The organism is Maritimibacter alexandrii, assembly GCF_005871115.1.
GTDB lineage: Bacteria > Pseudomonadota > Alphaproteobacteria > Rhodobacterales > Rhodobacteraceae > Maritimibacter > Maritimibacter alkaliphilus.
This window is the reverse complement of record NZ_SWKQ01000011.1, coordinates 33,610-54,912: the sequence shown is the minus strand read 5'-3', so window position 1 is coordinate 54,912 and position 21,303 is coordinate 33,610. Positions and strand designations below refer to the sequence as shown.

The window sequence follows — 21,303 nt, the reverse complement described above, 5'->3', positions numbered from 1 at the left end:
ACACGGATCACGGGCGCGTCGCCTCAACTCCGTGTGAGCGGCGTCAGGCCAGACGCATGCCCTGCCCTTCGACGATCCGCCCGATGACGACGCCGGTTTCGCCGGTCGCGTCGATCCGGGCCAGGCAATCGTCCACGTCTTCGGGCGCGACGGCGGCGAGGAAGCCGCCTGCGGTCTGGGGGTCGTGAAGAAGCGACATGAGGTCGCCGTCCCCGAACCCCGCAACCGGGGCGGCGGCCATGTTGGCGGCGTGGATCGTCGAGCGGACGCCCCGTGCCGCGAGTTCGCGGGCACCGGGATAGGTGGGCACGGCGGCAAGGTCGATCTCGGCCCCCACGTCCGAAGCCCGGCAAATCGCCGCGAGGTGACCGGCAAGGCCGAAGCCCGTCACGTCGGTCATGGCATGGGCCGGAGCAAGCGCGCGGGCCGTGTCGCCCTGCGCCCGGGCCATGCGGTTCAGCATGGCGGCCACGTCGCGGCCCTCGGCCACGCCCTGCATTTCGCCCGCGAGGATCGTGCCGGTGCCGATGGGCCGGGTCAGGATCAGCGCGTCGCCGGGGCGCGCACCCGCGACGGTGATCGGGTCGCGGTCGAGAAGGCCGGTGAGCGTGAAGCCCAGCACCGTCTCGGCCCCCATTGTGCTGTGCCCGCCCACGATCTCGGCCCCGGCCTGCGTGAACACCTCCTGCGCCGCGCCCATCATTTCCTCGATCACGCGGGCCTGAAGCGCCTCGGACTGGCGCGGGAGGGTGAGCGAGACGAGCGCGGCCTGCGGCTCGGCGCCCATCGCCCAGATGTCGCCCAGCGCGTGAATGGCCGCGATACGGGAAAAGAGCGCGGGGTCTTCGGTGAAGGCGCGCAGATGATCGGTAGTCAGCACCTGCCGCGCGCCGCCGATGGCGAGCACCGCCGCATCGTCGCCGGGGCCGGTCAGCACGTCGTCGCGCCGCGCGCCGGACCCAAGGCGGTCGAGCGCGGTCGAGAGCACCCCCGGCCCGACCTTGGACCCGCATCCGGCACACAGCATCTGCGCCTCGGACCCAAGCTCCTGCCGCACGCCTTGGGCGACCTGATCGGGGAGCGGCTCTGCGGGCATCTTGGGCAGATGCCGGAACCGATCCATGAATTTCTGGTCGATCCGGTTCTTCCAGCGCCAGAGCAGCGGGCCGGATACGGCGGCGGACCACTTGGTCGCGAGGGCGGATTTGCCGCCCAGCGAGACGAGTTTGAGAAAGTCGGACTGCGGGCGGAAGGATCGCAGGACGCCGCCCGCCACGGCGGCCCGCAGGTTCGCCGCCAGCACCGGCGCGGCGCGCACCGCATAGACCCCGGCCTTGGGGCGCGGCGTTTCGATCAGGTGGGCGCAGTCGCCCACGGCGAACAGATCGTCATGGCCCTCGACCTGCAATGTGGGGCGGGTGCGCAGGAAGCCGTCGTCGGTGAGCGGCAGGGGGCTGGACGACAGCCAGCCGTGGGCAAAGGCCCCCGCCGCCCCGACGGTCAGGGCTGCGGGCACCATACGCCCCTCGGACAGACAGACCGCCGTATCGGTGACGGCCTCGACCGCCGCGCCGGTCAGAACCGTGACGCCGTTCTGTGCCAGCCCACGGCGCACGTGGTTCATGGCCCGGGGCGCGAACCCGCTCAACTCCGGGCCCGCCTCGATCAGAGTGACCGACGGAGTGAGGCCGATGGACGAAAGGCGGTGGGACATGGCCATCGCAAGCTCGCACCCGGCCACGCCGCCGCCGATCACCGCGACCTCAGGCGCGACCGCGCCCGCCCTGGCGCGCTCCACGAAGTCGGCCCAGCCCGCGGCGTAACGATCCAGCGGTTTGGCCCCGAGCCCGTGGTCCGCGAACCCTTCGATCCCCGGCATTTCGGCATGGATGCCGACGTCGATCGACGCCACGTCATAGGCCACCCTGCGCCCGCCGTTCAGGCGGATGTTCTTGCCGACGGGATCGATATGCTCCGCCGCGCCGAGGATCAGCCGCGCGCCCGCGAACTGCGCGAGTTTCACGAGGTCGATGTCCAGATCGTCGCGGGTGTAATGCCCCGCGATATGGCCCGGCAGCATTCCGGAGTAAGGCGCGGTCGGGCCGGGGTTGATGAGCGTCAGGCGCACCCCCGGCACCGGCTTCATCCCCCACATCCGGGCGGCGAGCGCATGGGCGTGGCCGCCACCGATGAGGACGAGGTCTCGGGTCAGAGGGATCTGGGGCTGCATGGGCTCTCCTTCCGTCCCCGTTTAGCGCAGGGTGCGGCCTTTGCCCATGCGGCGCGACGACCGAGACGGGGGAAGAGCGCGGATTTGATCGGGGTCAGGACGCGAGGCGGCGCGCCATGTTATCATCGGCGCACAAAGGAGATCACCATGCGCAAAATCGCCACGCTCGCCGTCGCGCTCGTCTTGACCGCAGCGCCCGTCCGGGCCCAGTCCTGCATTCCTTACGGCAATGACGGAATCAGTTCGATCCCCGGTCAGGTCATCGTCACCTATTCGGCGGAATGGTCGAATTTCGATCACTTCAACTCGTCCGGCAATCGGCTGACCACGGCGGGTCAGGTGCTTCAGCAGGACCGGGCGAATGTCCACAAGTTCGGAAAATCGACGGTCAGCGACAGCTATGACGGGTTCTTCACCACGGTCGAACGCCGCTCGCTTCTGTCACGGGCGACGGTGACGAGCTACTGCCACCTGAACCCGGCCGCCGCCCGCAACGCGCTGGTCAATTCCTCGCCCGTCGGGACGGTCGTGTTCTACCGCGCCTTCAATGGCAGCTATGTGGCCGTGGTGGATTTCGCGGGCTGACTAGCCCTGAAAAAACCGGCTGAGGCGCGCGAAACCGGGGATGTGGACCGAGGTGCCGCCATCCGCCGCGAAGGCCTGCCCGGTGATATAGCGCGCCTCGTCCGAGGCGAGGAACGCCACCAGATGCGCGATGTCGTCGGGCCCGCCCAGATAGGGTGTCAGCGTCTCTTCCTCGACCGTTTCGCGCAGTTCCTGCGGCAGGTGGGCGAGCGCGGCGGGCGTGCCTGTCAGCCCCGGAAGCACTGCATTGGCGCGGATGCCGCGCTTGCCGTGCGAGGTGGCGATGGAACGGGTCATCTGGATCACGGCGGCCTTGGACGATGAATAGGCCGCTTGGATGAGGTTGCCCTGAAGTGCCAGGTTGGAGGCGGTGTTGATGATCGACCCAGACCCCTGCGGCGACATGATCTTCAGCGCCTCGCGGCAGGCGATCATCGTGCCGCGCGTGTTGACGGCATAGGTCGCATCCCAATCTGCGGTCGCCATATGTTCGATGTCGCCGTCGCGCTGCGCCATTTCGGCACTGAGGAGTGCCGCGTTGTTGTCGATCACGTCGAGGCGCCCGAACCGATCCATCGTGGTGGCGAACATCGCCCGGATGCTGTCCTCGGAGGCGAGGTCGAGGTGGGTCGCGATGGCCTCTTCGCCAAGCTCATCGGCCAGAGCCTGCGCCCGGTCGAGGTCGATATCGGCCACGACGATCCGGGCGCCGTGCGCGGCCATAATCCGGCAGACCGAGGAGCCGATGCCCCCGGCCCCGCCGGTGACGATTGTGACTTTGCCATCGAGAGAATAGGCCATGTGCGGTCCTTTCGGCGGGGTCGGACCGGGGCGCTGCCCCGGACCCCGAGGTTTCTTGAAACAGAGAAGATCAGTCCGGGAAGTTCGCGGCCCGGAGGATTTCGACGATGAGGTCGTTCGGGTCGCGAAAGAAGAAGGCCACCGCGCGCGGGCGCGGGTCGCCCTCGGTCAGGACCGGGTCGACCTCGTGCAGCATCGGTTTGCCGAGTTCGCGCATCAGGCCGACGATTTCGCAATCGGGCCGGGCATGCAGGAGTTCGAGCGCGATCTGCGGGTCTTCGACCGAGAAACAGGGATGCTTGGTGCCCTGCTCGCCAAGGTCGGTGTTGGGTTTCAGCCGATGCTCGGGCACGGGCCGCGAGCCGCCCTTCTGGAAGAACTCGAACCGGAAATCGTCGCGCCGCAGGAAGGCGAGGTGCGTGTCGATGGGTTCGAGGTAGCGGCGCTCCTCGACCTCCATGCCGAACACCTCGCCGTAAAAGGAAATGGCGGTTTCGATATCGGCGACGGAGAAGCCGACGTGATGGAACCTGAGATCTGGGAACGCGCCGTCAGACACCTGCCAACTCCTTGATCCGTTTGTCGTGTTCGGCGGTCTTGCGCGCGAGATCCGGGGCGAAGGCGCCGTCGGTGAGCACGAAGAGCATCCGCGTGATCCGGTCGGTGCGGTTCGTCCAGGCGTGGATCGTGCCGCGTTGAACGACCATGTCGCCCTGTTCGAGCACCACTTCGCTGTCGTCCAGCAGGAGGACGATCTGCCCTTCGAGAACGATGCCGTAGTCGATGGATTCGGTCCGGTGCATGAGCGGGTGGCGGCCAGGGATCGTATGTTCGGCGTTTTCGGCCAGGCCGACCTTTTCGAACAGCGCACGGGCGGTTTCCTTGTCGAAATCCGGCCCGTCCTCCCCTTCCGGCGGGATGTCGACCATGCGGATGATCGTGCCGTGAGGCGGCGGGGCGGTTTCGGTATAGCGCTCGGTCGGCTCGGCTTCGGTCGCGGTGACCGGCGCGGGCGAGGCATCGGTGTGCCACAGCTCGTGAAACGCCAGACCCGGCTGATGTTCGGGGCGAATCACGTTGGGCGGCGCGCCGTCCGACAGGACCACCGCCTTGCCCCTGTCGTCATGGCCCGTAACCACACGGCGCACGTTCTGGCTGACCATCGAAGCCCCCCTATTTGGTCGATCGACCAATTCTTGCAGTAAATTGGTCGGTCGTTCAAGGTGGGTACAGAAATGTGCCTTCTTTCGCGCTCCGGCGGGGGCCGGATAAGGATGTGCCATTCAGTTGGGAGGACTTCATGTCGAACTATGACGTCGTGGTGATGGGGGCCGGTCACAACGGTCTGGTGGCCGCCTGTTACCTTGCCCGCGCGGGCAAGAAGGTGCTGATCCTCGAACGGCAGGAATGGCCGGGTGGCGGGGTCGTCACGCGCGAGATCAATACGCCGGGCTATCGGCACGATCTGCATTCGTCGGTGCACATCATGATCCAGGGCAATCCGATGATTACCGAGGACGAACTGGACCTCATCGGGAAATACGGGCTGGAGTATCGCTACCCGGACGTCCCCTATGCCTCGCTGTTTCCCGATGGCGAAGCGCTCATCACCCCCAAAGACCTCGATCAGGCCTGCGCCAATATCGCCGAGTTCAACAAGAACGACGCGGTGACCTATCGCCGGTTCGCCGAGCGCGCGATGCGGATGCTGCCGATGATCATGTCGGGTTCCTACGCGCCGCCGCTGCCGTGGGGGCCGTTCATGGCGATGATGGACATGGAGGCCGAGGGGCGCGAGGTGCTGGACGCGATGAACCGTTCGTCGCTCGACATCATCGACAACGCGTTCGAGGACGACCGGGTCAAGCTGCACCTCATCAAGCTGGTGACCGAGAACCTGCAACTGCCCGACGAACTGGGCACCGGCATGGGCATCTTCATCATGCCCGGCATCATCCACCGATACGGGGTGAGCCAGCCGGTCGGCGGCTCGGGCGGGCTGACCGACGCGCTGGTGCGCTGTCTGGAGGATCAGGGCGGCGAGATCAGGCTGGGTGCCGAGGTCGACAAGGTGATCGTGGAATCCGGCGAGGCGAAGGGGCTGCGGCTGACCACGGGCGAGACCTTCATGGCCAAGGACGCGGTGATCGGCGCGATCCACCCGCATGTCCTGTCGAAATTCATCGACGGTCTGGACGAGGGCGTGAAGACCCGCGCGAAGAACGTGACGCTCTCGACCCAGTCGCTGTTCGTCAGCCACTACGACCTGCGCGAGCAGACCAAGTATCGCTATGGCGAGGACGTGACCGCCGCCGTCATGCTGGAATACTTCCCCTACAATACGCTGGAGCCGATGCTGAACGACTTCGACGACATCCGGCGCAAACGCATCCCGGCCCGCAGGCTTCTGGGCGGCGGGGACGAGACGCATGGCGACCCGTCGCGCGCGCCGGCGGGTGCCGGGATTTTCCACTCGATCACGATGGTGCCCTACAACATCGACGGCAAGGGGCCGGAGAAGTGGGACGAGATCAAGGAGGATTACGCGGCGGAAACGCTGCGCCAATACGATCCGTTCATCTCGAACCTCGGGACTGACAACATCATCGCGGCGTCGCACTGGTCGCCGCTCGACATGGAACGCTCAAGCCCGAACTCCTTCGTCGGTGGCGATATGCATGGCTGCGCGCCGTTCCTCTATCAGTCGATGGGGCACCGCCCGAACCCGGACCTTGGCCAATACACCGTGCCGGGGGTCGAGGGGCTGTATCTGGTGGGGCCGTTCCAGCATCCGGGCGGCGGCGTGTTCGGCGCGGGGCGCGCCACCGCGCTGCGAATGTTCGACGACCTTGGCATCGACTTTGAACAGGTGATCGCATGAAACTGCTCGACAACACCGGCAAGGAACTCATGACCGTCTCGAAGATCGAGGCGGATGAGCGCAACTACCTCGTGGTGCGGGGGAAGATTTTCGGGGCGATGCCGATGACCGCGAAGCTGTCGCCGGAGGAGGCGCGCGCGGCGCTGAAGCTGCTCAACGCACGCACGATCTGGTTCCTGCTGACGATCTGGTTCCGCAGCGCCAAACCGCCGAAAAAGAAGGGCGCCAAGTGAACCGCGCGACGTTCGACGACTACATCGCCCGGTTCAACGCCCGCGACGCATCGGCCTTCGAGGATTACATCGCGGACGATATGGAGATGCTGAACGGCGCGCTGCGGTTCACCGGGGTCGCGGGGATGAAGGATCATTACCAGAACAAGATCTGGCCGGACTTCGACGAACGGCTGAACCCGCTGCGCTTCATCGGGAACGACGACCATGTCGCGATCGAGATGCGGACGGAGTTCGAGGCGCTCGCCGACAACCCGGACACGCTGTTCGGCGCGGTCCGAAAGGGCGAGATGTTCGTCTATCACGGGCTCATCATGTATGATCTGCGCGACGGTCGGTTCACCAAAATTCAGGTGGCCTACAACAGCTTCACCAATATCAAGCTCGACGGCACCGAGATCGAAATGGGTCTGCCGCACTAGGCCGATGGACGGCGGGGGCGGGTTTTGGCATAGCTTTGGGCCATGCCCACCGAAACCGAGTTGCGCACCCTTCTGACCATTGGCGAACCGTCGCGCACGGGCGACGACCCGCGTTTGGCTGGCCTGTCCGATCTGGCGCGGCAGATGGGCGACGTGCCGCCGGACAAGGACGCGCCCGTGCGCGAGGTTCTGGCGCGGATGGGCGACAACTGGTCGGCGCTGATCCTCAAGGTGCTGGCGACCGGAACCTTCCGCCACGCGACGCTGAAACGGGTGATCGCCGCGCTGTCGGCGGAGCGGGACATATCCCAACGCATGCTCACCCTGCGCCTGCGCGCGCTGGAACGCGACGGGTTCGTGGCGCGGCGCGAGCATGACACCGTGCCGCCCCGGGTGGACTATGCGCTGACCGATCTGGGCCGGGGGCTGGCCGGGGAACTGGACCGCGTCATTCGCTGGATCGAAACGAACAGCGCCGAGGTCGAGGCCGCGCGCGCTCGCTTCGGGGAATAAGTCAGCGCCTGCTATCGAAGCTTTCGATACCTGCGGTGGCGAAGGTCAACAGCGCCTCCTGCGCGGCTTCTAGATTATGGGCCGACACCTTGCCCCCGGTCAGGGTCGTCACACGCGCATGTTGCGACACGGTGGCGAGCATGGCGTGCAGGGCCATCACGAAGCCGCGGTTGAGCCCGTCCGGATCGACGCCGGGCATCGCCTTCTGAAGCGCGGCGACGAAGGCCTGCGCGGTTTCGTCGAAATATCGGCTCAGAAGATGCATCCATTCGTCGCCCTCGCCCAGACGGGCGAGCACGCGGAAATAGGCGGGCCAGCCCGGGTCGCCGGATTTGGCCATATCGAAGAGCGGACCGAAGAAAGCGCCCAGAATCGCACGCACGTCGGGGTTCTCCAACGCGTCGAGCCGCGCCTGACGCTCGGCGCACAAGATCGTGGCGCGGCGCGCGACCACCTCTTCGAACAGGTTGTCCTTGGTCCCGAAGTGGTAAGAGGCGAGCGCCAGCGTCACCTCGGCCCGCGTCGTGATCTCGCGCAAGGAGACAGCCGCGAAACCCTGTTCCCCGAACGATGCCTCGGCCGCATCGAGGATTTTTTCGCGGGTCTGATCGCCGTTCTGGCGTGTGACCTTCTGCTTACGTGCCGCCGCTGCCATTGGACCTTCCCCTGACTGTCCCTGCGACCTATCGACCAGACCGATACATCACCTTGGGATATGCGATTTTCCACTATTTGGTTGATTGTATAAATAAGCTTCAGCGAAATGCAAAGGAAGCGTGACGCGAGTCGCGTGGGGAGGAATGCATGTTTGACGACGGAGCCGCATCGGCTGTCGACATCCTGTCCGTCACCGGGCTTCAGAAATCGCTCGGATCGCGTTCGGAACGTCTGAAGATCCTAGGCGGGATCGAGTTCGCGGCCAAGCCCGGAGAATTCCTGACCATCGTCGGCCCGTCGGGCTGCGGCAAGACCACGCTTCTGATGTCGCTGGCCGGGCTTTATGTGCCCGACGAAGGTCAGGTGCTGTTTCAGGGCAAAGCGGTCGATGGGCCACCCGAAGGGCTGTCGGTCGTGTTTCAGGATTACTCCCGCTCGCTTTTGCCGTGGAAGCGCAACATCGCGAACGTGCTCTTCGCGATGCGGCGTCTGAAGGCCACGAAAGAGGAAAAGCGCGCCATCGCGATGGAAATGCTGGAAGCGGTGGGCCTCAAGGGGTTCGAGGATCGCTATCCGTGGGAGCTGTCGGGCGGGATGCAACAGCGCGTCGCCATTGCGCGGGCGCTGGCCACGCGGTCCAAGCTGCTCTTGCTGGACGAACCGCTCGCCGCCGTGGACGCGCAGACCCGCGCGGACATGCAGGATCTGCTGCTCCGGCTTGCCAAGCAATTCAACAAGACCTGCATCCTCGTCACCCACGATGTCGAGGAAGCCGTCTACATGGCCGACCGGATCGTCGTTCTGTCGAACCGCCCGACCCACGTCGTCGAAGAGATCGAGGTGCCGCTGGCCAAGCCCCGCGACCATCTCACAACCCGCGAGGACCCGGAGTTCCTGCGCATCCGTCACGAGGTGATCGAGCGCATCCGGTCGTTCAAGCGATCATGACCTGACAGGTCAAGTCCCGCCAGCCGCGGGTATCATTCCGAGGGAGGAAACCATGAAAAAACGTAACTTTCTGAAAGGTGTGGCGCTGGCCGCGCTGACCGCCGCCGCGCCCGTCGCAGCCCTTGCGATGGACACGGTCAAGGTCGCCTACATGAAAATCCCGCCGCTGGTGTCGATCAAATACGCCATCGACAGCGGGATCATGGAGGCGCACGACCTGAACATCGAGCTGACCGTGGTGAACGGCGGGCCGGAGCTTATGACCGCGCTTGCCTCGGGGTCGGCAGACATCGGCCAGACCGCTGCCGGGATCGCGCTCTTGGCCCGCTCCAAGGGTCTGCCCATCGCCGTCTTCGGCACCGGCGACACCGAGCGTCAGCCCGACTACAACCACAACTGGCTGATCGGCACGGAAGAGGCCGGGACCACCGACCTCAAGTCGCTCGAAGGCAAGACCATCGGTGTCGTCGCCAAGAACTCGCCCGCCACACTGGCTTTCATGAGCCACATGGTCGCCGCCGGCGCTGATCCGAGCACGGTCGAATTCGTCGCCCTGCCCTTCCCGCAGCTTCCCTCGGCGCTCGAGGTCGGCAACGTGGACGCCGTGCATGTCGGTGAGCCGTTCCACGGCATGATCATGTCGTCGGACAAAATCAACGCGGTCGAGCTTGCCAATGGCCTGATCCATTCCGACGAAGGCACCGAATATGCGCTCGGCGCATGGTTCGCGCAGGACAAGTGGCTGGCCGAGAACGAGGACATCGCCAAACGCTTTCTCGCCGCGATGGAGCAGTCCTACCGCGAGTTGGTCGAGGACCGGTCCAAGGTCAACGCGATCCTGATGGCCGAGTTCGGGATGCCCGAAGGGGCCGCCAACGCGACGCCGCTGCCGCTCAAGGCGAAAAGCTTCACCACCACGATCGACCAGTACGAGCCGCTGCTGGAGCAGATGGTGCTGACCGGCATGATCGAAGAAGGCAAGCTTGACCTGAACGACGCCGTGCGCGCCGTGGATTACAAGTAAGCCAGGCCAAGGGGCGACACGATGCTTTTGCTCGCAAGACGGACCTTCGGTCTTCTGATTTTCCTCGTGATCTGGGAAATCGTGACCGCGACCGGCCTCGTGTCGCCCGACTACATGCCCCGGCTGGCCTCGATCGGGGCCGCGATCTGGGCCTTCGTGACCAGCGGCGATTTCTGGCTGAACTTCTTCGCCACCGTCCAGAGGATGCTGATCGGGCTGTCGGTCGCGGTGGTCATCGCCATCGCCGTCGCGCTGGTCGCCGCGCGTTTCGCGCTTCTGCGCCGCGCGCTGGAGCCGATCACAGACATCCTGCGTTCGTTACCACCCCCGGCGCTCGTGCCGCTTCTGATCTTCGTGCTCGGGATCACGCCCGCGCTGTTCTACTTCGTCATCATCTTCGGCTGCATGTGGGCCACCTACATCTCGGCCTCGAACGCGCTGTCGACGGTCGAGCCTGTGCAGGTGAACACCGCCAAGATCTATGGCCTGACCGATTGGCAGATCCTGTGGCAGATCCGCCTTCCCGCCGCGATGCCCGAGATTTTCACCGGGATCCGGCTGTCCGCCTCGGTCTCGCTCCTCGCCACCACGGCAACCGAAATGCTGCTCGGCGGTCAGGGCCTTGGCGCGATGATCTATAACGCGGGCTTCAGTCTGCTGTGGGATCAGATGTATGCGCTCATGTTCATCATTGGCCTCTTGGGGATCGCCATGAATTTCCTTGTCGCTGCCGTGCGCTACCCGCTGGCCGGCTGGCAGAGCCGCTATTCCGCTATGGGAGCCGCCGCGTAATGGACAGGTTCATCAATGGCCGCATCAACTGGCCGGGCATCATCTTCATCCTGCTGATCCTCGTCGTCTGGGAGGTCTGGGCGATGATCGCGGACAGCTTCTATTTCCCGCGCGCCAGCGCCGTCGCTATGACGATTGTCGAAGACTGGTCAAACCTCTGGGCCGCCACGCTCGACACCCTGCGCCGGGCTGCCATCGGATTTCTGATCGCGCTGGTCACCATGCTGCCGCTCGGCATCGTCCTTGGCCGCATCCGCGTGCTGGGCGAGATCGTCGAGCCGGTGCTGGAATTCTTCCGCCCCCTCCCCCCCATCGCGGTCGTCCCACTTGCCATCATGCTTCTGGGCATCGGGGACGCGGCCAAGCTGGTCGTCGTGGTCTGGGGTGCGTCCTTTCCCATCGTCATCAACACCATCGACGCGGTGAAGGTCCAGGACCCGATGCAAGCCCGCCTCGCCCGGTCGCTGCGCCTCACGACGTGGGAGCGGATGACCATGATCGACCTGCCCGCCGCCCTGCCCCGCATCTTCGCGGGCATCAAGCTGGGGATCACCGTCGCGCTTTTGCTGACCGTCGTGTCCGAGATCATCGTGTCCACCAACGGGCTGGGCGATTACCTGCGCATCGCCCAATCCGATTTCTCGATGACCCGCGTGATGACGGCGCTGATCGTCATCGCCATCGTGTCGGTCATCGTGAACGGCGCGACGAACTGGGCCAACCGCCGGTTGCTCGACTGGCACTACCGCCGCTCTGCGCTTGCCGGTCGGCAATAAATCCATCACCCGCACAAACGAGGTGCCACCATGGCCAAGGCCAAGAACATCCTGTTCATCATGTTCGACCAGCTGCGCTGGGATTATCTGAGCTGCTACGGCCACCCGCACCTCGACACGCCGAACATCGACCGGATCGCCAAGATGGGCGTGCGCTTCACCAATGCGCGCATCCAGTCGCCGCTCTGCGGGCCCAGCCGGATGTCGACCTACACGGGGCGCTACGTGCACAGCCACGGGGCCGCTTGGAACGGCTATCCGCTGAACGTGGGCGAGATGACCATGGGCGACCACCTGCGCAACATGGGGATGGACGCGGTTCTTGTCGGCAAGACCCACATGCAGGCGGATGCCGAAGGGATGCGACGGCTCGGGCTGGAGCCCGACAGCCTGATCGGCGCGCGCGTGTCGGAATGTGGTTTCGACGCGTTCGAACGCGACGACGGGCTTGCCTTCGAGGGCAAGGTAAAGGGCGGGCCGTTCCTCGAAACCCATTCGGCGGACAAGTACAACGCCTATCTGCGCGAAAAAGGCTACGAGGGTGAGAACCCTTGGCACGACTACGCCAATTCGGGCCTCGACGACGCGGGCAACGTGCTCTCCGGCTGGTTCCTGAAGAACTCGACCGAGCCCGCGAACATCGCGGAAGAGGACAGCGAGACGCCCTATATGACCCGGCGCGGGATCGAATTCATCGAGCAGGCCGGGGATCGCCCGTGGTGCTGCCACCTGTCGCTGATAAAACCGCACTGGCCCTATATCGTGCCCGCGCCCTACCACGATATGTATGGGCCAGAGCACTTCATCGCGCCCGTTCGCGCCGAGGCGGAAAAGGACACCGATCATCCCGTCGTGCGCGGCATGATCGAAGCGCCGGTCGGTAAGAGCTTTTCGCAGGACCATGTGCGCGAGACGGTGCTGACCGCCTACATGGGTCTCATCAAGCAAATCGACGACCAGATGGGCGTGCTGTGGGCATACCTCGAAAAGTCGGGCCGGATGGAGGACACGATGATCGTCATCAACTCCGACCACGGCGATTACATCGGCGATCACTGGATGGGCGAGAAGATGTTCTTCCACGACACCTCGGTGAAAGTGCCGCTCATCATCTACGACCCCTCGCCCGAGGCGGACGCGACGCGCGGCACCACCTGCGACGCGCTGGTCGAGATGATCGACCTTGCCCCGACGTTCTACGAGGTGGCGGGCGGCGACGCGACGGATGTGGACCATATCCTCGAGGGCGAAAGCCTGATCCCGATCCTGCACGGGACGGCAAAGCGCACCAAGCGTGACGTCAGCTTCTGCGAATACGACTTCGGCCACACGCCGCAGGCCGAGCACATGGGGCTCGCCCCCGACGACAGCCGCATGTTCATGGTCGCGACGAAAGAATGGAAGCTGATCCATTTCGAGGGCGGCTTCCGCCCGGTGCTGTTCGACCTGAAGAACGATCCGAACGAACTGGTCGATCTGGGCAAGTCCCCGGACCATGCCGACACGATCGCCGAGATGTACGAACATCTGCACCACTGGGCGCTGCGCAACTCGCAGCGGGTCACCGTGCCGACGAAACAGATCCTGTCGCGGCGCAAGAACATGGGGCCGGGATCGGGCATCATGATCGGGGTCTGGGCACCCGAAGACGTGCCGCCGGGGTCGGTCGATCACTACGTGACCCGCACCGCGCAGGACAAACGCCCGGCGACCTGAGCGCGCGGCGTTCGCGCGTCACCCGTCGGGCCGCCCCGCACCGGCAAAAAGCGGGTCTCGGGCGTCTTAGAACGCCTACCGCGTCACGATCAGCGCACCGCCCACGACGATGAGGAGCGCGATGGCGAGGTGTTTCCACTTCAGCGTCTCGCGCTTGAACACGAACAGACCCAGCAGCAGTGCCCAGAGCGGAACCGTGCCCGATAGTGGCGAAACGAGCGTGAGGGTGCCCATCGTGAGGGCCGCGTTCAGCGCCAGAATGCCGGCTCCGTTGACGAGGCCGTTCAGGGCGAACCATCCGACGCCGGACCCGAAGCGCGTGCGGCCCTGCCGGTGGTGGAGGGCCAGCATGACGCCCAGGACGAGCGACGAGACGGTCGTGGTGACGAGCAGCGCGAACAGCGGGCTGGGCACGTCCTGCATCCCGAATTTCAGACCGGGCTGGCTGATCCCGCGCACCAGCGAAGCGCCGAGCGGCACGAGAATGGCCCAGAGCGGCCACCCCCGCTTGATCCCGCGCGGCGACCACGTCGCCAGAAGCAGCCCGGCGATGGTCAGGATCAGCCCGATCGCGGATTGAAGGCCAAGGGACTCGCCAAGGAACAGGACGCCGAGGCCGATCGCGATCACCGGGGTAAAGGCGGCGATGGAAGCGGTCAGCGCCGGACCGACGAGCGAGACGCCCGCGATCTGAAACCGTTGACCGAGGGCCGGAAAGAACACGCCCACGATGACGAAGATGAGCGTGCCGCGCGAGCTCCACCAGCTTGGATCGACGAAGAAGGGCGCGGCCAGCCAACAGCATACGGCGACCACCGCCACCGACAGAAACGCGCCCGTCATCGTGTCGGTGTCGTCGAGCGCATGGCGCTGAATATGGTTACACAGGCCCCAGAGAGCGGCGGCGGCAAGCGACAGGGCGGCGGGCAGAATCGTTTCCATGTTAACCATCTAACGAGCGGGCCGACCCGGCGCCAGCCTCAGCCGTTCCAGTAGATGAGCGGCAATCCCGCGACCGGCGACCGGAAATACGGGATCGTCGTGCCCTGAAGGCTGCCCAGATAGACCGTTTTCAGGTCCGGCCCCCCGAAGGTGAGCGAGGCCATCCAGCGACACTGCGGACCACCGCAGGCCTGCATGATCTCCGGCGTCACCTGCCCCTTGCGCCACGCCTCGTCCAGCCGGGCCAGCGCCGCGGGGTCACCGCCCGCGTCGAGTATGGTGAGCACGTCACCTTTGGGCGTGATCGCGACCAGTTGGTCGGCCATTATGAGCGTCGTCCAGAGATTGCCGTAAGTGTCGAGCGCGATGCCGTCGCAGAAGCCCGGCAACACGGTCGGCCCGTAGATTTCGCGATCCTTCAACGTATCGCCGTCGACCCGGAACCGGGTGATGTTCCGGCTGGTGGTTTCGGCGACGTAAAGCCAGTTTTCGTTCGCGTCGAAGCGCAACTCGTTGGTGCCGCACAGATCGTCTGCCACGATCCGCGCGCCGCGCTCGTCGATGAGGGCGATGTAGCCGTCGCGGGAATTCGTTTTCACGTGGTCGGTCCAGGGGTTCATCGTGGTCGTCACGGTCAGCCAGAGCCGCCCTTTCGTGTCGCGGGTCACGAAATTGGCTTTGCCGAAGGGCCGCCCGTCGACGTTGTCGATCACCACGCTCGTCTCGCCGTCGCGCGTCATCCGCTCCACCCGGTCGGTGCCGAAATTCGCGATCAGGAAGTCGCCGTTCGCAGCGAAGGTCAGGCCGTTGGGCAGGCTGCCGGTCGTGTTGACGAGGCGATCCTCGAACGAAGACGCGGTGTTCGCCTCGGTCCCCTTCTGGAGGATCAACGCCTGCGTCCCGTCCGGGTCGATGCGCATGACGCCGCCCCGGCCATCCGCGCTCCAGAGTGTGCCATCCTGTTCGGCCAGAATGCACTCCGGGCGTTCGAGGTCGTGCCCGATATAGGACAGCTCCGCCGGGTCGATCTGAAATCCGATCAGGGGGTTCGTCATGCCTGTATCCTTTCGCCTCACCGGACCCGCCAAGCCATCCGCATCTATGGATCGGGCCAATACCTTACCGCGAAAAAAGAAATGCGCCGGACGGCCGGGATTCCTTGTCTCTGCACGGTCCGGGACTTATTACTTGGTCAACTGTTCAATTTGCAAGACGGGACGTCCAGAATGAAGATTGCGGTGATTGGCGCGGGTGGGTTCGTCGGACAACGGGTCGCCCGTCGGCTGGCCGTTGATCCCGATATCGAGCGCATCGCGATGGTCGACCGCGTCGACATGCCCGCCCCGGACGGCAAACCCGTCACGACCCATGTCGGCGACTTCGCGGACCCTGCCCTGCGGGATGCGGCGCTGGACGGGACCGATGCGGTGATCCTGCTCGCGGCGATCCTCGGCGGAGCGGCGGAAGCGGACTATGCGCTGGCGCGGGCCGTCAATGTGGACGCGACCCTCGGGCTGTTCGAGCATCTGCGCGACACGCGGCCCGACACGCGGATGGTCTTTGCCTCGACCATCGCGGTCTATGCCAAACCCCTGCCCGACCCGGTGACGGATGCGACGCCCTTTGCCCCCACGATGATCTACGGCGCGCAGAAACTGATGATGGAGGTCGCCCTGTCGAACTTCGCCGCGCGCGGCTGGCTTGACGGTGTGTCTCTGCGCCCCTCCGGCGTTATGGCGCGGGACGGGGCCGACGCGGGGCTGAAGACAGCCTTCATGTCGCGGCTGTTCTGGTGCGTGAAACGCGGCGAGGACATCACGCTCCCGGTGGCCGAGGACAGCCGCACATGGCTCACCTCGGTCGACAACGTGGCCGCCAACTTCGTCCACGGTTCCAAGCTGACGGACATCGGGCCGGACAGGGCATTCACCCTGCCCGCACTTTCGCTCACCTTCGGGGAGCTGGTGGCGGCGCTCAAATCCCGGTTCCCGGGCAGTCCTTCGACCGTCACCTTTGCACCGCACCCCGAGGTCGTCGCGCTGTTCGGATCGTACCCGCGTCTGGAAACCGAGACGGCGGACCGGCTGGGCTTTACCCGCGATGCGGATGCGGCCGCCCTTGTCGCCGCCGCGATGATCTGACACCGAACAAGAACAACCCACTGGGAGGACAGAATGAAATTCGCAACCATGCCCGATGGCACCAAGGACGGGCGGCTTTTCATCGTCAGTCGCGACCTGACCCGGATCGAACCGGCCAAGGGCGCCCACACGATGCAGGAGTTGATGGAACGCTGGGACGAGGTCGAGATCCAGCTCGAAATGGAATACGAAGCGGTCAACAACGGGCTTGGCGGCGGGTTCGAACCCGCCGCCGCACTCGCCCCCCTGCCGCGCGCATGGCAATGGCTGGACGGGTCGGCCTTTGACAGCCACGGCGACCTGATGGACAAGGTCTTCGGCATGGAGGACAAGTTCAAACCTCCATTTCCCTATATGTATCAGGGGGTTTCGTCGAAGTTCTACGGGCCGACGCAGGATGTGAAATTCCCCACCGAAGACGATTTCATCGATTTCGAGGGCGAGTTCGGCATCATCACCGACGAGGTGCCGCTGGGCACGTCGGCCACGGATGCGCGCAAGCACATCCGGCTGATCGTGCAGATCAACGACTGGTCCCTGCGCCGGATCGCGCCGCTCGAGATGAAATCGGGCTTCGGCTGGGTCATGGCCAAGCCGCCCTGCGCCATGGCGCCCATCGCCGTGACGCCGGACGAGTTGGGCGACGCATGGCGCGACGCGCGCGTGGATCTGCCGCTGAACGTCTGGTGGAACGGCGAGAAATTCGGCGCGGCGAACGGCTATGCCATGTCCGTCGGGTTCGACCAGTTGGTCGCGCACGCCGCCTATTCCCGCGATCTCGTGGCCGGAACGGTCATCGGCTCGGGCACCGTGTCGAACGAAACCTACCGCGAAGTCGGCTCGTCCTGCATCGCCGAGCGTCGGGGCATCGAAATGATCGACGAGGGCGAAGCCAGGACCGCGTTCATGCGCTTCGGCGACACGGTGAAGATGGAAGTCTTCGACGCGGACGGACAATCGGTTTTCGGCGCGATCGACCAGAAAGTCGTCGCAGCCTGAATTTCTCCCAGTTGCCCTCGGGCAATGGACTGGCGGCCCTTTGCGGGCCGCCTTTTTTGTGCGGCCCGGAAGTGGACAGTATTGACCGGAACGCGCGACAAGTGGACACTCATGTCCACAACGCGAACGGGAGGGTGCGAAATGGCCGAAAACTGGGATGAAAGCGTCGACGTAATCGTGGTCGGGTCGGGTGCCGCGGGGCTGCTGGCCTCGATCAAGGCGGCGGATGCGGGGAAATCCGTCCTGCTCATCGAAAAGACCGACAAATGGGGCGGCACATCTGCCCTGTCGGGCGGCGGGGTCTGGGTGCCGAACAACCACCTGATGAAGGCCGATGGCGCGGCGGATTCCCCGCAGGAGGCGCTGACCTATATGGAGGACGTGATCGAGGAGGTCGGCCCCTGCTCGTCCCGCCAGCGCAAGCTGTCCTACATCGCCAACGCGCCGCGCATGGCGGAATATGCCGAGAAGATGGGGTTTCGCTGGCAGCGCGCGCCGAACTATCCCGACTATTACCCCGACCGGCCCGGCGGCAAGATCGGGCGGATCATCGAAGGCCAGACCTTCGACGCGAACAAGCTGGGCGCGTGGAAGGACAGTCAGCGCAAGGGCGAACAGGACGCCCCCGCGATGGCCTTTGCCACCGATGACGTCTACCTGCTGCCGCTTGCGACCCGGACGCTGAAAGCCGCGCTCCGGCTGGCGAAAATTCTGCTGACGACGGCGGCATGGCGGATCACCGGGCGGATGCCCCAAACCATCGGGCAGACCCTGACCGGGCAGCTCATGCACATCTTCACGACGAAGACCAATGCCGAAATCCGGCTCAACACGGCGCTTGCGGGGTTCGTGCAGTCGGAGGGCCGTGTCACGGGTCTTGTCGTCGATGAGAACGGCACGACCAAACGGATCGAGGCCAAGACGGGTGTCTTGCTCTCGGCGGGCGGGTTCGCCCACAATCCCGAATTCCGCGCGGCGCATCAGCCCGTGGACGGCACATGGTCGTCAACGAGCCCCAAGGATACGGGCGACGGTATCCGCCTGACGATGAACGAGATGGACGTGGGCCTCGCCCTGATGGACGAAGCGTGGTGGGGGCCCTCGACGCTCTACCCAGACGGCACCACCGGCTTCCCGGTGTGGGAGCGGTCGCTGCCGCATTCGATCATGGTGGATCAGACCGGGGCGCGGTTCTGCAACGAAAGCGAAAGTTACGTGGACGCGGGGCGCGCGCAGCTTGACCGGAACGAACAGGTCGCGGCGATCCCCGCGTGGCTCATCATGGATGCCCGGCATCGCAAGCGGTACATGTTCGGCACCGCGCCGGGCGGGCGCACGCCGCAGGACTGGCTGGAGAGCGGGTTCTTGATAAAGGCCGACAGCATCGACGATCTGGCCGCGAAGACCGGGGTGGACGTGGACGGGCTGAAAGCCACCATCGCGCGGTTCAACGGGTTCGCCGACAGCGGCGTGGACGAGGATTTTCAGCGCGGGCGCACGGCCTACGACAATTACTATGGCGATCCGCGCGTGAAGCCGAATCCGAACCTCGGACGGATCGAACAGGCACCGTTCTGGGCGACCAAGATCTACCCCGGCGATCTGGGCACCAAGGGCGGTCTGGTGACGGACGAATTCGCCCGCGTGCTGACTTCGGACGGCAAGGTGATCGAAGGGCTCTATGCGACCGGCAACAACACGGCGAGCGTCATGGGCCGCACCTATCCCGGCCCCGGCGCGACGCTTGGCCCCGCGCTGACCTTCGGCTTCGTCGCCGCCAGCCACATGGCGGGCGAGACGGTGCCCGTGCCGAACGTATAAGACCGGGGCGGGCGCGCCCCCCGCGACAGCACTGACTTGCTCAACGAAGAAGGCCCAGATAATCAAAGGTATGGGACAGAAAAAGATGCGCGCTGACGGTCTTCGGAACCGCGAAGCGATTCTGAAGGCGGCAGCCGACGTGTTCGCGCGGGACGGTTTCGTGATCGCGCTGGACCGGATCGCGGTCGAGGCCGGCGTCGGGCGCGCCACGCTCTACCGTAACTTTTCGAACCGTTCCGTCCTCGCCATGGCGGTATTCGAGCAAAACGTAGCACGTTTCGAACAATTGGCGGAAAAGGTGTCGGCCACGCCGCAGGGGTTCCGGTTCATGCTCGACGCCTTGGCCGAAGACATCGCCGCCCATGCCGCACTGGGTCAGGCGCTTGCCCTGACAGAGGCCGAAAGCGACCTCAGCGACTTGCGCGATCGGGTGGTCGAAGTGCTCGACCGGTTCCGGCGGTCGGGGATCGAAGCGGGCGAGTTGCGGCCGGATTTCCACCGCGACGACATCGCCCTTCTGGTCGATACCCTCGGCCTCGGCCTGCAACCGGGGGATCGTGCGCGTCGCGCGGTTCAGGTCGCGCGCATGGTCGAATTGTTCAGCACCGGGATTTCCAGCCGCTGACCGAAAAAGGGCGGCCGTCGTGGCCGCCCTCTTCCACCCATTCGCACGTCGTCAGTAGGGCTGCGCGATCGCAGCCAGCGATTGCCCCATGAGCGGGCCGATCTTGTCCATCCCGGCCCCCTCCTGCTCCAACTCGCCCAGTTTCAGCGAATTGCCGACGACCAGTTTTCCGCGCGGCAGGCGGCGGGCCATGAACGCTTCGATCCCGCCTTCGAACGTGTCGGCCTTGTCCAACTCCTCGACCAGCACGATCGCATCCTCGACGGCCATCCCGGCGCCCGAGGCCAGATGCGGCGTCGTGGCATGGGCCGCATCCCCGATGAGCAGCACCCGGCCCACGTTCCACGGCCCGTCGATCAGGATCGATTCCAGCGGGCGGGCAAGGATCGGCGTGTCTTCGTCCATCTCGTCACGGATGCCCGCAAGCTCGCCCCCGAACGGCATGAGAAGCTGGCGCAGCTTCGGCAGAAGCTCGTCCTCCTTGTAGAACGGCTTTTCTTTCACGTTCTCCAGCAGGAACAGATACATCCGGTCCTTGGCGTAAGGCGTGAAGCCGACCTTGACCGGCCCCATGAACATCTTGGCCTTTTCCCAATGCTGCGGCAGCGTCATCTGCGCGCGCCAGCAGACCTGTCCTGTGTATTCCGGCTTGGGCGCGTCCGGCATCACCATCTCGCGCACCTTGGAAAACAGCCCGTCCGCCCCGATGACGAGGTCATAGGTGCCCGTCGTTCCGTCGGTGAAACGGGCCGTGACGGCAAGCCCGTCCTGCTCCAGCGCCGTGACGGTGGTGCCGGTGCGGATGGTCACGCCAAGATCGCGCATCCGGTTCACCATCATGTCGTGTAGGACCGGGCGCATCACGCCGCCCTCGCCCGGCACGTCCGGCGAATAAAGGCGCGGGGCCTCGATATCGTTGATGACGTTGCCGACCGGGTCGCACATGGTCAGGCCGTCGTGCAGGTGCCCCTTCTCGATCAGGTCGTCGGCAAAACCCAAGTCGCACAGCGCCCGGCAGGTCAGCGACGACAGGGTCACGCCCGTCCCCGCCGCACCCCAGTTCTCTTCGATATCGACCAGATCGACGGTCACGCCGTTTTCGGCCAAGCGGATCGCAGCCGCAGGTCCCCCCACACCGCCGCCGACGATCAACGCCGTCTTGACGTGTTTCGACAGGTTACCGCTCATCGTGTCCTC

22 protein-coding genes are annotated in these 21,303 nt (G+C 65.2%); 14 read left to right on the top strand and 8 right to left on the bottom strand.

Annotated features, from left to right (window positions below; genetic code table 11):
* Nucleotides 1-43: 43 nt before the first annotated feature.
* Complete coding sequence (selD, locus tag FCT00_RS08325; RefSeq protein WP_138422633.1) at nucleotides 44-2,230, bottom strand: selenide, water dikinase SelD; 2,187 nt, start codon at nucleotides 2,228-2,230, stop codon at nucleotides 44-46.
* 147 nt (nucleotides 2,231-2,377) lie between these two features.
* On the opposite strand from selD, the gene FCT00_RS08320 reads away from it, so the two are divergent.
* On the top strand, nucleotides 2,378-2,815 hold the full coding sequence (locus FCT00_RS08320; protein WP_138422632.1) for a hypothetical protein: 438 nt from the start codon (nucleotides 2,378-2,380) through the stop codon (nucleotides 2,813-2,815).
* Here the strand turns inward: FCT00_RS08320 and FCT00_RS08315 are convergent, their stop codons facing one another.
* The 3 genes from FCT00_RS08315 to FCT00_RS08305 form a co-directional block, all read right to left on the bottom strand.
* Nucleotides 2,816-3,616 carry an SDR family NAD(P)-dependent oxidoreductase gene (locus tag FCT00_RS08315; RefSeq protein ID WP_138422631.1) on the bottom strand — a complete coding sequence of 267 codons (801 nt, stop codon included), beginning with the start codon at nucleotides 3,614-3,616 and terminating at the stop codon, nucleotides 2,816-2,818.
* A gap of 70 nt (nucleotides 3,617-3,686) precedes the next feature.
* Nucleotides 3,687-4,175, bottom strand: a complete 489-nt coding sequence (locus tag FCT00_RS08310) for a VOC family protein (RefSeq protein WP_138422630.1) — start codon at nucleotides 4,173-4,175, stop codon at nucleotides 3,687-3,689.
* Nucleotides 4,168-4,779 carry a cupin domain-containing protein gene (locus FCT00_RS08305; RefSeq protein WP_138422629.1) on the bottom strand — a complete coding sequence of 204 codons (612 nt, stop codon included), beginning with the start codon at nucleotides 4,777-4,779 and terminating at the stop codon, nucleotides 4,168-4,170. Before FCT00_RS08305 ends, FCT00_RS08310 begins: the two co-directional genes overlap by 8 nt.
* A 137-nt stretch (nucleotides 4,780-4,916) precedes the next feature.
* Between FCT00_RS08305 and FCT00_RS08300 the strand changes: the two genes are divergently transcribed.
* From FCT00_RS08300 to FCT00_RS08285, 4 genes are read left to right on the top strand one after another with little or no spacing between them, the layout of a single operon-like run.
* On the top strand, nucleotides 4,917-6,497 hold the full coding sequence (locus tag FCT00_RS08300) for a phytoene desaturase family protein (protein ID WP_138422628.1): 1,581 nt from the start codon (nucleotides 4,917-4,919) through the stop codon (nucleotides 6,495-6,497).
* The gene (locus tag FCT00_RS08295; protein WP_008334991.1) at nucleotides 6,494-6,730 is read left to right on the top strand and encodes a hypothetical protein; all 237 of its coding nucleotides are present in this window, start codon (nucleotides 6,494-6,496) and stop codon (nucleotides 6,728-6,730) included. Before FCT00_RS08300 ends, FCT00_RS08295 begins: the two co-directional genes overlap by 4 nt.
* Complete coding sequence (locus FCT00_RS08290; RefSeq protein WP_138422627.1) at nucleotides 6,727-7,152, top strand: nuclear transport factor 2 family protein; 426 nt, start codon at nucleotides 6,727-6,729, stop codon at nucleotides 7,150-7,152. The genes FCT00_RS08295 and FCT00_RS08290 overlap by 4 nt, the downstream gene beginning before the upstream one ends.
* A 42-nt stretch (nucleotides 7,153-7,194) precedes the next feature.
* Complete coding sequence (locus FCT00_RS08285) at nucleotides 7,195-7,665, top strand: winged helix-turn-helix transcriptional regulator (protein ID WP_138422626.1); 471 nt, start codon at nucleotides 7,195-7,197, stop codon at nucleotides 7,663-7,665.
* Nucleotide 7,666: 1 nt separating this feature from the next.
* On the opposite strand, the gene FCT00_RS08280 is transcribed toward FCT00_RS08285, so the two are convergent.
* Nucleotides 7,667-8,320 (bottom strand): TetR/AcrR family transcriptional regulator, encoded by a 654-nt coding sequence (locus FCT00_RS08280; RefSeq protein ID WP_138422625.1) that lies wholly within the window; start codon nucleotides 8,318-8,320, stop codon nucleotides 7,667-7,669.
* Nucleotides 8,321-8,469: 149 nt separating this feature from the next.
* Here FCT00_RS08280 and FCT00_RS08275 point away from each other — a divergent pair, with 149 nt between their 5' ends.
* The 5 genes from FCT00_RS08275 to FCT00_RS08255 are packed head-to-tail and all read left to right on the top strand — an operon-like array spanning nucleotide 8,470 to nucleotide 13,578.
* On the top strand, nucleotides 8,470-9,270 hold the full coding sequence (locus FCT00_RS08275) for an ABC transporter ATP-binding protein (protein WP_008334987.1): 801 nt from the start codon (nucleotides 8,470-8,472) through the stop codon (nucleotides 9,268-9,270).
* Nucleotides 9,271-9,322: 52 nt separating this feature from the next.
* Entirely contained in the window at nucleotides 9,323-10,294 is a 972-nt protein-coding gene (locus FCT00_RS08270; RefSeq protein ID WP_138422624.1) for an ABC transporter substrate-binding protein, read from the top strand.
* Nucleotides 10,295-10,315: 21 nt separating this feature from the next.
* A complete protein-coding gene (locus tag FCT00_RS08265) occupies nucleotides 10,316-11,086 on the top strand; it encodes an ABC transporter permease (protein ID WP_138422623.1) in 771 nt (256 codons plus the stop codon).
* The gene (locus tag FCT00_RS08260) at nucleotides 11,086-11,862 is read left to right on the top strand and encodes an ABC transporter permease (RefSeq protein ID WP_138422622.1); all 777 of its coding nucleotides are present in this window, start codon (nucleotides 11,086-11,088) and stop codon (nucleotides 11,860-11,862) included. The genes FCT00_RS08265 and FCT00_RS08260 overlap by 1 nt, the downstream gene beginning before the upstream one ends.
* Nucleotides 11,863-11,892: 30 nt before the next feature.
* A complete protein-coding gene (locus FCT00_RS08255) occupies nucleotides 11,893-13,578 on the top strand; it encodes a sulfatase-like hydrolase/transferase (RefSeq protein ID WP_138422621.1) in 1,686 nt (561 codons plus the stop codon).
* Between the two features lie 75 nt (nucleotides 13,579-13,653).
* Here the strand turns inward: FCT00_RS08255 and FCT00_RS08250 are convergent, their stop codons facing one another.
* Nucleotides 13,654-14,520 (bottom strand): DMT family transporter, encoded by an 867-nt coding sequence (locus FCT00_RS08250; protein ID WP_171042937.1) that lies wholly within the window; start codon nucleotides 14,518-14,520, stop codon nucleotides 13,654-13,656.
* 38 nt (nucleotides 14,521-14,558) lie between these two features.
* The gene (locus FCT00_RS08245; protein ID WP_138422619.1) at nucleotides 14,559-15,575 is read right to left on the bottom strand and encodes an SMP-30/gluconolactonase/LRE family protein; all 1,017 of its coding nucleotides are present in this window, start codon (nucleotides 15,573-15,575) and stop codon (nucleotides 14,559-14,561) included.
* A gap of 171 nt (nucleotides 15,576-15,746) precedes the next feature.
* Between FCT00_RS08245 and FCT00_RS08240 the strand changes: the two genes are divergently transcribed.
* The 4 genes from FCT00_RS08240 to FCT00_RS08225 all read left to right on the top strand — a co-directional run bounded on the left by FCT00_RS08240 (nucleotide 15,747) and on the right by FCT00_RS08225 (nucleotide 20,106).
* Entirely contained in the window at nucleotides 15,747-16,661 is a 915-nt protein-coding gene (locus FCT00_RS08240) for an SDR family oxidoreductase (RefSeq protein ID WP_138422618.1), read from the top strand.
* A 33-nt stretch (nucleotides 16,662-16,694) separates the two neighbouring features.
* On the top strand, nucleotides 16,695-17,660 hold the full coding sequence (locus tag FCT00_RS08235) for a fumarylacetoacetate hydrolase family protein (protein WP_008334967.1): 966 nt from the start codon (nucleotides 16,695-16,697) through the stop codon (nucleotides 17,658-17,660).
* 141 nt (nucleotides 17,661-17,801) lie between these two features.
* Nucleotides 17,802-19,481, top strand: coding sequence for an FAD-dependent oxidoreductase (locus FCT00_RS08230; protein ID WP_138422617.1), 1,680 nt, complete (start codon nucleotides 17,802-17,804; stop codon nucleotides 19,479-19,481).
* A gap of 85 nt (nucleotides 19,482-19,566) precedes the next feature.
* Nucleotides 19,567-20,106 (top strand): TetR/AcrR family transcriptional regulator, encoded by a 540-nt coding sequence (locus FCT00_RS08225; RefSeq protein ID WP_161600708.1) that lies wholly within the window; start codon nucleotides 19,567-19,569, stop codon nucleotides 20,104-20,106.
* Nucleotides 20,107-20,157: 51 nt separating this feature from the next.
* Here the strand turns inward: FCT00_RS08225 and FCT00_RS08220 are convergent, their stop codons facing one another.
* A complete protein-coding gene (locus FCT00_RS08220) occupies nucleotides 20,158-21,294 on the bottom strand; it encodes an FAD-dependent monooxygenase (protein WP_171042936.1) in 1,137 nt (378 codons plus the stop codon).
* Nucleotides 21,295-21,303: the final 9 nt, after the last annotated feature.